Annotated in this window: 13 protein-coding genes; 11 read left to right on the top strand and 2 right to left on the bottom strand. The window is 61.1% G+C overall.

Features of this window, described 5'->3' with window-relative positions; translation table 11 throughout:
- Positions 1-45: 45 nt before the first annotated feature.
- Positions 46-549, top strand: coding sequence for a cytochrome b (locus C934_RS0105700; RefSeq protein ID WP_026371589.1), 504 nt, complete (start codon positions 46-48; stop codon positions 547-549).
- Here C934_RS0105700 and C934_RS0105695 read toward each other — a convergent pair.
- Together C934_RS0105695 and C934_RS0105690 are read right to left on the bottom strand one after the other, a co-directional pair.
- The gene (locus C934_RS0105695) at positions 546-1,625 is read right to left on the bottom strand and encodes a TraB/GumN family protein (protein WP_018855740.1); all 1,080 of its coding nucleotides are present in this window, start codon (positions 1,623-1,625) and stop codon (positions 546-548) included. The genes C934_RS0105700 and C934_RS0105695 overlap by 4 nt on opposite strands.
- Positions 1,626-1,705: 80 nt before the next feature.
- Positions 1,706-2,641: a tyrosine recombinase XerC gene (locus C934_RS0105690; RefSeq protein WP_018855739.1), complete on the bottom strand. Its 936-nt coding sequence runs from the start codon at positions 2,639-2,641 to the stop codon at positions 1,706-1,708.
- A gap of 141 nt (positions 2,642-2,782) precedes the next feature.
- Between C934_RS0105690 and C934_RS0105685 the strand changes: the two genes are divergently transcribed.
- From C934_RS0105685 to C934_RS0105640, 10 genes are all read left to right on the top strand, one after another.
- Positions 2,783-3,730: a GNAT family N-acetyltransferase gene (locus tag C934_RS0105685; protein WP_018855738.1), complete on the top strand. Its 948-nt coding sequence runs from the start codon at positions 2,783-2,785 to the stop codon at positions 3,728-3,730.
- A 21-nt stretch (positions 3,731-3,751) separates the two neighbouring features.
- Positions 3,752-4,888, top strand: a complete 1,137-nt coding sequence (locus C934_RS0105680) for an AAA family ATPase (RefSeq protein WP_018855737.1) — start codon at positions 3,752-3,754, stop codon at positions 4,886-4,888.
- 60 nt (positions 4,889-4,948) lie between these two features.
- Complete coding sequence (locus C934_RS0105675; RefSeq protein ID WP_018855736.1) at positions 4,949-7,165, top strand: primosomal protein N'; 2,217 nt, start codon at positions 4,949-4,951, stop codon at positions 7,163-7,165.
- A gap of 77 nt (positions 7,166-7,242) precedes the next feature.
- The gene (locus C934_RS0105670; RefSeq protein WP_025658205.1) at positions 7,243-7,632 is read left to right on the top strand and encodes an AGROH133_08824 family phage infection protein; all 390 of its coding nucleotides are present in this window, start codon (positions 7,243-7,245) and stop codon (positions 7,630-7,632) included.
- A gap of 258 nt (positions 7,633-7,890) precedes the next feature.
- Entirely contained in the window at positions 7,891-8,451 is a 561-nt protein-coding gene (locus C934_RS0105665) for a F0F1 ATP synthase subunit delta (protein ID WP_018855734.1), read from the top strand.
- Positions 8,451-9,980: a F0F1 ATP synthase subunit alpha gene (gene atpA / locus C934_RS0105660; RefSeq protein WP_007796947.1), complete on the top strand. Its 1,530-nt coding sequence runs from the start codon at positions 8,451-8,453 to the stop codon at positions 9,978-9,980. Before C934_RS0105665 ends, atpA begins: the two co-directional genes overlap by 1 nt.
- 24 nt (positions 9,981-10,004) lie before the next feature.
- Positions 10,005-10,889: a F0F1 ATP synthase subunit gamma gene (locus tag C934_RS0105655; protein WP_018855733.1), complete on the top strand. Its 885-nt coding sequence runs from the start codon at positions 10,005-10,007 to the stop codon at positions 10,887-10,889.
- Between the two features lie 24 nt (positions 10,890-10,913).
- Positions 10,914-12,359, top strand: a complete 1,446-nt coding sequence (gene atpD, locus C934_RS0105650; protein WP_018855732.1) for a F0F1 ATP synthase subunit beta — start codon at positions 10,914-10,916, stop codon at positions 12,357-12,359.
- The gene (locus C934_RS0105645; protein WP_018855731.1) at positions 12,359-12,595 is read left to right on the top strand and encodes a hypothetical protein; all 237 of its coding nucleotides are present in this window, start codon (positions 12,359-12,361) and stop codon (positions 12,593-12,595) included. Before atpD ends, C934_RS0105645 begins: the two co-directional genes overlap by 1 nt.
- Positions 12,595-13,002 carry a F0F1 ATP synthase subunit epsilon gene (locus tag C934_RS0105640; RefSeq protein WP_018855730.1) on the top strand — a complete coding sequence of 136 codons (408 nt, stop codon included), beginning with the start codon at positions 12,595-12,597 and terminating at the stop codon, positions 13,000-13,002. The genes C934_RS0105645 and C934_RS0105640 overlap by 1 nt, the downstream gene beginning before the upstream one ends.
- Positions 13,003-13,113: the final 111 nt, after the last annotated feature.

The raw sequence follows: 13,113 nt of genomic DNA, 5'->3' as shown, positions 1-13,113 counted from the left end.
CATTTACCTTAGAACGGTTCTAATTGCTGTTTTGAGGATAGATACATGCCTACTGATTCTCGTGATGCATATAGCCTCCCACAGCGATTGCTGCATTGGGTCATGGCGCTCATGATCTTTTTCAACCTGCTCTTTCCGGATGGTATGAACGCTTGGAACCGGACGGTTCGTCATGGTGGCATCCCCTCGGCAGATCAGATCGCGTCTGCCAATGTGCATGCCTATGTCGGCATCGGCATTCTCGTTCTGGCAATCTTTCGCGTTTGCCTGCGCCTTATTCAGGGCGCGCCCGCTGAACCGGCGGCGGAGCCGAAGATATTCCGGATTGGCGCCAAGGTCGCGCATGCAGCGCTGTATCTGCTCATCTTCCTCCTGCCGCTGACCGGCATGATGGCTTACTATCTAGGGATCGATTTTTCCGGCGAGCTTCATGGCGGTATCCTCAAGGCAATCCTCTGGGCTTTGATCGCGGCGCATGTTGCCGGCGCGCTGGCCCACCAGTTCTACTGGAAGACCAATGTTCTCAGGCGCATGACCGTCGGGAGCTAGTTGACGGCCGTCACCGTGAAGCCCTGCTTGCGCAGCAGTTCGATGACGCCGCCTTCGCCGGGAAGATGGAGCGCGCCGACGGCCATGAAGACGTTGCCATTGGCAAGGATCGGGGCTGCTCGCTCGGCCATCACCTTGTTGCGGTCGAGAATGATGCGCTGTTCGAAGGCGGCATAGTCGCCGTCCTCATCCTCGCCGTCGGGCGAGACTGTCTTCAGCATCGGAATGGTCATGCCGATATCGCCGGAGAGGTAGAGATCGGTCATGGTTTCCACCACGTCGTTCATCTTGGAACCCAAGGCCAGCGTCTCGATCAGCGACTTCATGTGGAATTCGGTCGGCAGCTCGGCCATTGCCTGCAGCTGCTCGGCAAGCGTTTCCAGGCCCTTGACCTGCTTGCCCCCAGCAACGGCATCTGCGGCAATCTTCTGATCGAGGAACTGTACGCCCTTCGCCTTTCGGGCCATTTCGCAGCCGGGCAGGGCAACAACGCTTGATATCATCCAGGGGCGCATGCGCGAGACCGCGGCAAGTGGGATGCCGCGCTGCTTCAGGCCTTCCTCCAGACGAACGTAGTCGTCGTGAGACAGAAGCTGTTCAATCGTCGTCCCGTCCGTGAACATCATCAGTTCAGGCTTCATCAGCAGAGCGGCGGAAGCCTTCTTCTCGTCGAGGATCTCGTCGGATTCAATGACGATCGTGTCGGCAGCGTCATGGGCTGCCTGCGTGCGTGGTGGGAGTGTCAGCACGCGCGGATCGGTCACATGCATGCTGCCGAGCAGCCAGGACGGGGCTATCCCCGCCTTCTCGATCTTCCAGAAAATGCCCTTGCCGTTCGGCACGGCATCGGCCTCCTTCACCACTTCGGCGTAGCGGGCGGCATCGCTCTGCTTGAGATCGGTCAGGATATTGTGGCCGGTACAGGCATCCTCGTCGGCCGCTGCGGCGGGGGACACCGAGAACAGCGCAGCGATCAGGGTTGCCGCAAGCAGCATGTGAAAGGCGGCAATCAGCCAGAGCAGGAGATTGCTCGGCGATGCGATGTGCAGGCTGCGGTGGCCGATGGAGATCGTCATGATGGTGTTCCGGTCACTATGATCGCTAAGCCTACGCCCAGCGTGCGGATATTCCCTTAAGAGAAGCCGTTAACAAAAGATTACGCCCGGGGATGGGCACGGTCGTAAACTTCAAGCAATCGTGAGGAATCCACACCTGTATAGACCTGGGTGGTGGAAAGGCTGGCGTGGCCGAGCAATTCCTGGATGGTTCTCAAATCGCCGCCACCTGCCAACAGGTGGGTGGCAAACGAATGGCGCAGCGCATGCGGTGTCGCTGTTTCCGGAAGGCCGAAGGCGCTGCGCATCTTTTGCATGGTGCGCTGAATGATCGCAGCTTGCAGTTTGCCGCCGCGCGCGCCGCGAAAGAGGGGTTCTTCGCCTTCGAGATGATAGGGGCACAAAGACCGGTATTTCTCGACGGCGTCGAAGACGACGGTGAGCATCGGCACAAGGCGGGTCTTGTTGCCCTTGCCGGTTATGCGCAGCGTGGCCGCGCCGCGGTTGAAGTTGCCAGGCGTCAGATCGAGCGCTTCGGAGATGCGCAGACCGCAGCCGTAGAGCAGTGTGAAAACGGCGGCATCGCGTGCGGCAATCCAAGGCTCTTCGTGCAACTGAGCCTCGTCGCTGACGACAGTGATGGCCTGCCGGTCGGATAAGGGTTTCGGTAGTGATTTCGGCTGCTTCGGCGAGCGGACGGCGCTGACGCCAGCGGCATTCACCAGTCCCTTCTTTTCGAGGTAACGCAGGAGGGAACGCAGCCCGGCGAGACTGCGACCGAGCGAACGAGCGCCGGAGCCCTCTTTGCGTCGCGCCGCCAGAAAAGCACGGAAGTCCGCGGGCCTTAACGCCTGGATATCTTTCAGCGTTGCGGGGCCGCCGAGGTGACCGGTCAGAAACGTCAGGAACTGACGCGTATCACGCTCGTAAGCATCGAGCGTGTGCTCCGACAGACGTCGCTCGCGAGCCAGGCTATCGAGCCATGCCGAGCGCTCGGCCATCAGGCCGGGGTCGGCGATGATCAGGAGTTCGTTCACGTATCCGGCCTTGAATTTGCCAATCCTGCCGCCAATTCTGAAGGAGCGATAGTTATGGAATTCCTAATGCCGGCCAAGTGCTTGTCATGCTTCTATCATATCATTCCACGTGACCGGTTTCCCAACGACGCAGGATCTTGAATGTCACGGCGCCATCCAACGACCGCAATTGGACAGTTCGCGGAGACGATCGCGCTCGTCTCCCATGGCAAGCCGGGCCACATCGTCGATACCTTGATCGCCGAGCGTGGGCAGAAGATCGTGAAGCATCCGCTCTGGCCCGTCATGCGGCCGTTCCTCCACACACTGCTGCGCTACAACAGGGCGATCAGCTTCGCCAATGACGTTGCGAAAATGCCGGGGCTCCAGTGCTTCGAGTACATGAGCAACCTGCTGAAGCTCGAGATCAATATTCGGCACGGCGAACGCATTCCGGATAGCGGCGGCTTCATGCTCGTCAGCAACCATCCGACCGGGATCGCCGATGGCGTTGCCGTGTTCGACCTCCTGAAAACCAAGCGGCCGGACATCATGGTGTTTGCCAACCGCGATGCCATACGCGTCAATCCACGTTTTGCCGAGGTCATCATTCCGGTGGAATGGCGCGAGGAATACAAGAGCAAGCTGAAGACCCGTGAGACATTGCAGATCACCAACCGTGCCGTCAAAGAAGGCAAGGCGACGGTTCTTTTTCCGTCTGGGCGCATCGCTTATTGGGCGAACGGCCGGCTGAACGAACGTCCCTGGAAAACCTCCGCCGTCGGCCTTGCGCGGAAATACAATCTGCCGATCCTGCCGGTACACATGACGGCGCGGAACTCGGGCCTATTCTACTGGTTCGCGAAATGGTCGACCGAGCTCAGGGACATGACGGTCTTTCACGAGCTTCTGAACAAGCGCGGCGACCGATTCGACTTCGTGGTCGGCAATCTGATCCCGGTGGAGCATCTCGACGGCGACATCAACGAAGTCACCAAGGCATTGGAAGACCACACTGTCCATGCGCTCGCCGCGGATGGTGACACGCAATTCCTGCCGTTGGTTCCGCCTGCGGAACCGGAACTGGTCGGTGCCCATTCAATTCCCTAATCGGATAGGCTAAAGCGAGGCATGCTGCTCCGCTCGATGTTCGCCCAGAACTACCGGTCCCTGCGATCGATCCGCATGGATCTTTCGGGGATCAACCTTTTCATCGGCGAAAACGGGGTCGGAAAATCCAATCTCTACCGGGCTCTCCAGCTCATCCAGGCGGCAACGCGCGGACGTCTGGCGCATGAGATCGCCGCCGAGGGCGGGATGTTCTCGGCGTTGTGGTCCGGCCCGCGCCGGGATGTCGACGGGCCGTTCCGGATTCGCCTCGAGGCGGAGCTTCTGGACGAGGAAAGGGCGATCACGTTCCGGTATAGGGTCGAGGCCGGTCTACGACCGCCGGCGGCTGCGGCGGGATTTCCCTTTGAACCGCAAATCAAGACCGAAGAGCTTTCGATCGAGACCGGAACCCGACCTGTCACGATGATGAAGCGTGCCGGCCCGGCGATTTCCGTTCGCGGGCCGAATGGGCGGATGCAGGATTATCCCGAGCAGGCGCTGACCTCGGAAACCGCGATCGCACTGCTTGGCGACGCTGGGCACTATCCCGAGATTGGGACATTCCGCCGTGCGATCGACGGCTGGCGCTTCTTCCACGGCTTCCGGACGGATCGTTTCTCACCGCTGCGCGCACCCTGCCTTGCGGTCACGGCGCCACTGCTCGATGAGGACGGCAGCAACATTGCAGCGGTCTTCGCAACGCTGGTGCATACGCGGGAGGATACGGTCGATCTCGATCGTGCCGTCGCCGCTGCCCTCGGCGGTGCGCGACTCGCGGTGCCGCTGCCCGAGGAGACGGCGTCGTTCGGCCTTTCCTTTCCCGAATTTCCGAACCGCGTGTTCCAGCCGCGCGAACTGTCGGACGGGCAGATACGGTTCCTCGGCCTGGCCGCGGCGCTGATGTCCTATCGGCTGCCGCCACTGATTGCGCTCAACGAACCGGAAGCAAGCCTGCACCCCGATATGTTGTTGCCTCTGGCGGACATGATCGCGGAGGCGGCCCGCAGCAGCCAGATCTGGATCGTTACGCATTCGGAAGCGCTGGCGGCCGCCGTGCGCGAGAAATGCGGCGCCTGTGCCCGCCATGTCGTGCGGCGGGACGGCGCCACGTGGATCGAGGGCATGCGGCTCACCGGCGTAGTCGACGAGGACGAGTAGGCTGGTGACGGACGTCTTGCAGGTTTTCTTTTCGCGCCGATCCGGGCATGGTCTCGCCCGATGAGCACAGATTCGTCCGATCTCTTTGGAGCGTTGTTTGAGACGCCGCCGGCAAACCGTACGGTTCCGGTGCTCGTTCCCATGCCCGCGCCGAAGCCATATTCATATGCCGTCCCGGAAGGGATGGCGGTGGAACCCGGCTCGGTCGTCCAGGTGCCACTCGGTCCGAGGCAGGTGATCGGCGTCGTCTGGGACGGCGGCGAAGACAATGTCGATCCGAAGAAGCTGAGGCCGATCAGCCATGTCTTCGATTGCCCGCCGCTGAGCAAGGCGATGCGCGACTTCATCGATTGGGTCGCGAGCTACACGCTGTCCCCGCCGGGACTGGTGGCGCGCATGGCGCTGCGTGCGCCGAATGCCTTTGAACCGGAACCGATGGTGGAGGGCCTGCGCTTCGTTGGCGGCGAGCCGGAGCGGATGACGCCAGCGCGCGCCCGGGTGCTCGACATTGCGGGCGACGGCCTGTCCTGGACGCGAAGCGGGCTTGCCCATGCCGCGGGCGTCTCGACGAGCGTCGTCGACGGTCTGGTAAGCCAGGGCATTTTCGAAACCGTCTTCCTGCCGCCACCGCCGGTGGTCGCCAAACCCGATCCCGAATTCGTGGGCGCGCGGCTGGAAGGCCCGCAAAGGGAGGCGGCCGACGAGATTCTCGCCGAAGTTCGAAAGGGTGAGTTCGCCGTCTCGCTGATCGACGGCGTCACCGGTTCGGGAAAGACGGAAGTCTATTTCGAGGCGATCGCGGAAACGCTGAGACGCGGCAAGCAGGTTCTGATTCTGCTGCCGGAGATCGCGCTGACGGCAAGCTTTCTCGAGCGCTTCCAATATCGTTTCGGTGCCAAGCCCGCCGAATGGCATTCCGATCTGGCCCCGCGCACCCGCGAGAAGGTCTGGCGTCAGGCGGTCACCGGCGAGGTCCGCGTCGTTGCCGGCGCGCGTTCGGCTCTGTTCCTGCCGTTCGAGGATCTAGGTCTTATCATCGTCGATGAAGAGCATGATCCGGCCTACAAGCAGGAGGACCGTGTCTATTACAATGCGCGCGACATGGCGGTCGTGCGTGCGCGCATCGGCGATTTCCCGGTGGTTCTCGTCTCCGCCACCCCCTCGGTCGAAAGCCAGGTCAATGGGCAGAGCGGGCGTTACAGCACCATTCACATGCCGACCCGATTCGGCGATGCGGCGTTGCCGGATCTGCACTTGATCGACATGCGCCGCCATGCCCCCGAGCGCGGCGGCTTCCTGTCGCCGGTCCTGATCCGCGCGATCGGCAAGACGGTCGAAAAGCAGCAGCAGGCGCTCCTCTTCCTGAACCGGCGGGGCTATGCGCCGCTGACGCTCTGCCGCGTCTGTGGACATCGCTTCCAGTGCCCGCAGTGCTCCAGCTGGCTCGTCGAACACCGGTTCAAGAGGCAGCTGCAATGCCATCAGTGCGGCCATGCCGAGCACACCCCGGAAGCCTGCCCCGAATGCGGAACGCTTGATCACCTCGTTGCCTGCGGACCGGGCGTCGAACGCATTGCCGAGGAGGTGGAACGCCATTTCCCCGAGGCGCGAACCATCGTCCTCTCGTCCGACATGATGGGCGGCGTCAAACGGTTGCGCCTTGAGCTCGAGGCCATTGCCAAGGGCGAGGCCGATATCGTCATCGGCACGCAGCTTGTCGCCAAGGGTCACAATTTCCCGCTGATGACGCTGGTCGGCATCGTCGATGCCGATCTCGGCCTCGCCAATGGCGACCCGCGTGCCGCCGAGCGTACCTTTCAGCTGCTGTCGCAGGTGACGGGCCGCGCCGGCCGCACCGGCCTGAAAAGCCACGGCCTGTTGCAGACCTACCAGCCTCAGCATCCCGTCATGCAGGCGATCGTGTCGGGCGATGCAAGCGCCTTCTACGAACGCGAGATCGCCGAGCGGGAGCGCGCCATCCTGCCGCCGTTCGGACGGCTGGCGTCGATCATCGTTTCGGCGGAAACGCGCCATGATGCGGAAAACCATGCCCGCGGCATCCGAAACGCCGCGCCTCATGTCTCCGGCATCTCGGTGCTCGGGCCTGCGGAAGCGCCGCTTGCGCTGGTGCGCGGCCGCTATCGCTTCCGGCTTCTCGTGCATGGACGGAGGAACTCGGACATGCAGGCATTTCTCAGGGCCATGCTTGCGCAGGCGCCGAAGGAGCGCGGATCGGTGCATGTACAGCTCGACGTGGATCCCCAAAGCTTCCTGTAGATCGCTCCCGAACGGGCTTTTGCCGGGCAAGCCAATCATGGCATAAGGAAGCCGAAACAAGGGATTCGGGGTCGATGATGGATTTTTACTTTCCAACGGAGCTTGGGGAACAGCTCGCTTTCGCAGCCGCCGCGTTCGCGGCGCTGGCGGGCTTTGTCATCATGTTCGCGCCAGGTTATGCGATGCGGTTGTTCGGCCTCATGCCGCGCGAGGGCCGCCGTGACGGCTACGCCGAGCAACGATCGGTCGGCGGTTTCTATCTCGGCTTCGGTCTCTCGGCCATCATGTTGGCGCAGAACTGGATCTACATGGCGCTTGGCGCCTCCTTCGCCATGGCCGCATTTGCGCGCATCATTTCGCTCCTTTCAGATAAGGGGAGCACGATTCTCAACTATTTACTTCTGGTTGTGCAAATCGTTCTGGCTGCGCTTCCGCTCGCCTATGTATTTGGTTTCTTTTCCGCTTGAGTTGAGCTGATATTTCTCGCGCTGAGCACTTCGCTGCCGGGCTTTGAGCATTTTTGCGTTAGAAATCGATGGGAAAGCCGTATTCGGGCGTTACGCGTGTTGCGAGTCCGAACATCCTATGTTAGACGGACCCCGAATTTCGGAAGAAGCAAGAGGCTCTCTTGCGATTTCTGGGGGAAATCATAACGAATTCAAGATCCTAGGTCAGGCGCCCGCCGGGGACCGGATTTTGAGTTGAAATCAGGGAAATTTGGGCCAGTGGCAGACACATCCCAGCTTACTTCTGGTGTTGCAGAGCGCTATGCCTCGTCGCTGTTCGAGTTGGCGCTTGAGCAGGGCGCAGTCGAAAGCGTCACCAAGGACCTCGACCGGTTCCAGGCGATGCTCGACGAGAGCGGCGACCTGAAGCGTTTTGTTTCGAGCCCTGTTTTTTCGGCCGACGATCAGCTCAAGGCGATTGTCGCCATCAGCGAGAAGGCTGGTATCAGCGGCTTCTTCGCGAACTTTCTGAAGGTCGTGGCGCGTAACCGCCGCCTCTTTGCTCTCCCGGGCATGATCAGGGCCTTCCGCATCATCGCTGCAAACCATCGCGGCGAAATTACTGCCGAGGTTACCTCGGCCCATGCGCTGACTGCGGCGCAGGAAACTGAATTGAAGGCGGCGCTCAAGGGCGTCACCGGCAAAGACGTGGCGATTGCTGTCACGATCGATCCGTCAATTCTTGGTGGTCTGATCGTGAAGGTCGGGTCCCGTCAGATTGATACGTCTCTTCGTACGAAACTCTCTACCCTTAAGCTTGCATTGAAAGAGGTCGGCTGATGGATATCCGCGCGGCGGAAATTTCCGCAATTCTCAAAGACCAGATCAAAAACTTCGGCAAAGAGGCAGAAGTCTCGGAAGTCGGTCAGGTTCTCTCCGTCGGTGACGGTATCGCTCGCGTTTACGGTCTGGACAATGTTCAGGCAGGCGAAATGGTCGAGTTCCCCGGCGGCATCCGTGGCATGGCGCTGAACCTGGAATCGGACAACGTCGGTGTTGTTATTTTCGGTTCGGACCGCGACATCAAGGAAGGCGACACCGTCAAGCGGACCGGCGCCATCGTTGACGTTCCGGTTGGTCCGGAACTGCTCGGCCGCGTTGTCGACGCTCTCGGCAACCCGATCGACGGCAAGGGCCCGATCAATTCGACCCGCCGCGCGCGCGTCGACGTCAAGGCTCCGGGCATCATTCCACGCAAGTCGGTTCATGAGCCGATGTCGACCGGCCTCAAGGCCATCGACGCGCTCATCCCGGTCGGTCGTGGCCAGCGCGAGCTCGTCATCGGCGACCGCCAGACCGGCAAGACCGCGATCATTCTCGACACGATCCTGAACCAGAAGGCCATCCACGACAACGGCCCGGACAGCGAGAAGCTGTTCTGCGTCTACGTCGCTATCGGCCAGAAGCGTTCGACCGTTGCCCAGTTCGTCAAGGTTCTCGAAGAACGCGGCGCAATGAAGTACTCGATCGTCGTTGCCGCGACCGCTTCCGATCCGGCTCCGATGCAGTACCTGGCGCCGTTCGCTGGTTGCACGATGGGCGAATACTTCCGTGACAACGGTCAGCACGCGCTGATCGGTTACGACGACCTGTCCAAGCAGGCTGTTGCTTACCGCCAGATGTCGCTGCTGCTGCGCCGCCCGCCGGGCCGCGAAGCTTACCCGGGCGACGTTTTCTATCTGCATTCGCGTCTCCTCGAGCGCGCTGCAAAGCTCTCCGACGAAAAGGGCGCTGGCTCTCTGACGGCTCTGCCTGTCATCGAAACCCAGGGCAACGACGTTTCGGCGTTCATTCCGACCAACGTGATCTCGATCACCGACGGCCAGATCTTCCTCGAAACAGACCTGTTCTATCAGGGTATCCGTCCGGCCGTTAACGTCGGTCTGTCGGTTTCGCGCGTCGGCTCCGCCGCGCAGGTCAAGGCGATGAAGCAGGTTGCCGGCTCGATCAAGGGCGAACTCGCCCAGTATCGCGAAATGGCCGCCTTCGCTCAGTTCGGCTCCGACCTCGACGCCTCGACGCAGCGCCTGCTGAACCGCGGTGCGCGCCTGACCGAACTCCTGAAGCAGCCGCAGTTCTCGCCGCTGAAGACGGAAGAGCAGGTCGCGGTGATCTTCGCTGGCGTCAACGGCTATCTCGACAAGATCCCGGTCGCACAGGTCGGCAAGTTCGAACAGGGCCTGCTGTCGTACCTTCGCTCGGAAGGCTCGGCTATCCTCGACACGATCCGTACGGACAAGGCAATCAGCGACGATACGAAGGGCAAGCTCACGGCTGCCATCGATAGCTTCGCGAAGTCCTTCGCCTAATCGGACCCAAAGGACGGATAACGGATGCCTTCACTTAAGGATCTGAAAAACCGGATCGCCTCCGTCAAGGCGACGCAGAAGATCACCAAGGCGATGAAAATGGTCGCCGCGGCGAAGCTTCGGCGTGCCCAGGAGGCGGCCGAGGCCGCCCGTCCTTACTCGCAGCGCATGGGTGCCGTTCTGGCAAACATCGCCGGTGCGATGACGGAGGCCGACGGTGCGCCGGCGCTGATGACCGGCAACGGCAAGGACCAGGTTCACTTGCTGGTCGTCTGCACCGCCGAACGCGGCTTGTGCGGCGGCTTCAACTCGCAGATCTCGCGTTTTGCGCGCGATCACGCTCGCAGGCTTCTCGCTGAAGGCAAGACCGTCAAGATCTTTACCGTCGGCAAGAAGGGCTACGACGTTCTGCGCCGCGAATTCGCTTCGCTCATCGTCGAGCGCAAGGAATTGCGTGATGTGAAGAAGGTCGGTTTCGAGAATGCCGACCAGATCGGCAAGCGCATCATCGACATGTTCGAAGCCGATGAGTTCGACGTCTGCACGTTGTTCTACTCCGAATTCAAGTCGGTCATCTCGCAGGTTCCGACGGCACAGCAGCTCATCCCCGCATCGGCCCCCACGGCTGTTGCAGAGGATGCGGAGCACGCCGGCGCAGTCTACGAGTATGAGCCGGATCCGGCATCGATCCTCGAGGATCTGATCCCGCGCAATATTTCCGTCCAGATCTTCCGCGCGCTCCTTGAGAACGTCGCCGGTGAAATGGGCGCCAAGATGAGCGCGATGGACAATGCAACGCGCAACGCTGGTGAAATGATCAACAAGCTGACGCTCAACTACAACCGTCAGCGTCAGGCTCAGATCACCAAGGAACTCATTGAAATCATTTCGGGCGCGGAAGCGCTCTGAGGTTAGGGAAAAGAGGGTAAGAAGATGGCTAAGGCAGCTACCCCCAAGACTGCGGCAGGCTCTGCCGGCAAGGTCACGCAGGTTATCGGCGCCGTCGTGGACGTTGCTTTCGAAGGCGAACTGCCGGCGATTTTGAACGCGCTTGAAACGAGCAACGGCGGCAACCGCCTGGTTCTCGAAGTAGCGCAGCACCTCGGCGAGAACGAAGTTCGCACGATCGCCATGGACTCGACCGAAGGTCTGGTTCGCGGTCAGGCGGTTTCTGACACCGGTGCTCCGATTGCCGTTCCGGTTGGTCCGGAAACGCTCGGCCGTATCATGAACGTCATCGGCGAGCCGGTCGACGAAGCAGGTCCGTTGGTCACCGCTTCCAAGCGCGCTATCCACCAGGACGCTCCGGCTTACGTCGATCAGTCGACGGAAGCACAGATCCTCGTCACCGGCATCAAGGTCGTCGACCTTCTCGCTCCTTACGCAAAGGGCGGCAAGATCGGCCTCTTCGGCGGCGCAGGCGTCGGCAAGACCGTTCTCATCATGGAACTGATCAACAACGTCGCCAAGGCGCACGGTGGTTACTCGGTATTCGCCGGCGTGGGTGAGCGTACCCGCGAAGGTAACGACCTCTACCACGAGATGATCGAATCCGGCGTTAACAAGCACGGCGGCGGCGAAGGCTCCAAGGCCGCTCTCGTTTACGGCCAGATGAACGAACCGCCGGGCGCCCGCGCTCGCGTCGCTCTCACCGGTCTGACGGTTGCTGAAAACTTCCGCGACCAGGGCCAGGACGTTCTGTTCTTCGTCGACAACATCTTCCGCTTCACGCAGGCAGGTTCCGAAGTGTCGGCTCTGCTCGGCCGCATTCCTTCGGCCGTTGGCTACCAGCCGACGCTCGCAACGGACATGGGCCAGATGCAGGAGCGCATCACGACCACGACGACCGGCTCGATCACCTCGGTTCAGGCCATTTACGTTCCGGCCGACGACTTGACCGACCCGGCTCCGGCAACCTCGTTCGCCCACCTGGACGCAACGACCGTTCTGTCGCGCTCGATCGCTGAAAAGGGTATCTACCCGGCGGTCGACCCGCTCGACTCCACGTCGCGCATGCTCGACCCGATCGTTGTCGGCGAAGAGCACTACGAAGTGGCTCGTAAGGTTCAGTCGACGCTACAGCGCTACAAGGCCCTGCAGGACATCATCGCCATCCTGGGCATGGACGAACTGTCCGAAGAGGACAAGCTGGCCGTTGCCCGCGCCCGTAAGATCGAGCGCTTCCTGTCGCAGCCGTTCTTCGTTGCCGAAGTCTTCACCGGTTCGCCGGGCAAGCTGGTCGCCCTCGAAGACACGATCAAGGGCTTCAAGGGCCTCGTCAACGGCGAATACGACCACCTGCCGGAAGCTGCCTTCTACATGGTTGGCTCGATCGACGAAGCCATCGAGAAGGCCAAGAAGCTGTCCGCAGCGGCCTGATGAGCGACGCTCTTAACGAGATCTTCTGCTGCGACGCCCTTCGGGAAGTCGCAGCAGAGCTTCCTGCCCCCGCCGCACCGACGATCTACAGATCGAACGACGGCAAGATGATGATGGTGGTAGGACTGATCCAGACCGAGGAAGGTCTTGGATATCTCGATCAGGCGATAGCACATTGCCCGTTCTGCGGGACGAACTTGCAAGATACAGAAGCCGCCGAGAAGGTAAGTCACTGATGGCTGACAATTTCAATTTTGAACTCGTGTCTCCCGAGCGCCTGCTCCTTTCGGAGATGGTGACCGAAGTTGTCATTCCGGCAACCGACGGCGAGATGACGGTTATGGCGAACCACGCCCCGACGATGACGACCATCAAGCCCGGCATCGTCAGCGTTCGTTTCGCCAATGGCTCGAAGCAGGACTACGTGGTTTTCGGCGGTTTCGCCGATATTCTGCCGACCGGCTGCACGCTGCTGGCTGAATCCGCGGTCATCGTTCAGGATCTCTCCAAGGACGAGCTGACGCTTCGCATCGAAGCGGCGAAGCGCGAGATCGAAGACGCCGTGCATCATGAGCACAAGTCGCGCCTGGAACACTACATCATGGAACTGACGCACCTGCAGGGTGTGATCGACCAGGATTGATCTACGCCAACGTCCGGTGTTTTGAAGCGGCCTTCGGGCCGCATTTTTCTTTTCTGCCGTCTGTCCTCGCCACGATGTAGGCTTCCGATCGCGAAGCACTCGGCTATAGTA

It is taken from the genome of Rhizobium sp. 42MFCr.1, assembly GCF_000377185.1.
GTDB classification, from domain to species: domain Bacteria; phylum Pseudomonadota; class Alphaproteobacteria; order Rhizobiales; family Rhizobiaceae; genus Rhizobium; species Rhizobium altiplani.
The sequence above is the reverse complement of the archived record's forward strand: the minus strand, read 5'-3'. Positions and strand labels throughout refer to the sequence as shown.

Coding starts and splice junctions, on each gene's coding strand:
- C934_RS0105700 (WP_026371589.1), top strand. CDS start 46: ATGCCTACTGATTCTCGTGATGCATATAGCCTCCCACAGCGATTGCTG.
- C934_RS0105695 (WP_018855740.1), bottom strand. CDS start 1,625: ATGACGATCTCCATCGGCCACCGCAGCCTGCACATCGCATCGCCGAGC.
- C934_RS0105685 (WP_018855738.1), top strand. CDS start 2,783: ATGTCACGGCGCCATCCAACGACCGCAATTGGACAGTTCGCGGAGACG.
- C934_RS0105680 (WP_018855737.1), top strand. CDS start 3,752: ATGCTGCTCCGCTCGATGTTCGCCCAGAACTACCGGTCCCTGCGATCG.
- C934_RS0105675 (WP_018855736.1), top strand. CDS start 4,949: ATGAGCACAGATTCGTCCGATCTCTTTGGAGCGTTGTTTGAGACGCCG.
- C934_RS0105670 (WP_025658205.1), top strand. CDS start 7,243: ATGGATTTTTACTTTCCAACGGAGCTTGGGGAACAGCTCGCTTTCGCA.
- atpA (WP_007796947.1), top strand. CDS start 8,451: ATGGATATCCGCGCGGCGGAAATTTCCGCAATTCTCAAAGACCAGATC.
- C934_RS0105655 (WP_018855733.1), top strand. CDS start 10,005: ATGCCTTCACTTAAGGATCTGAAAAACCGGATCGCCTCCGTCAAGGCG.
- atpD (WP_018855732.1), top strand. CDS start 10,914: ATGGCTAAGGCAGCTACCCCCAAGACTGCGGCAGGCTCTGCCGGCAAG.
- C934_RS0105645 (WP_018855731.1), top strand. CDS start 12,359: ATGAGCGACGCTCTTAACGAGATCTTCTGCTGCGACGCCCTTCGGGAA.
- C934_RS0105640 (WP_018855730.1), top strand. CDS start 12,595: ATGGCTGACAATTTCAATTTTGAACTCGTGTCTCCCGAGCGCCTGCTC.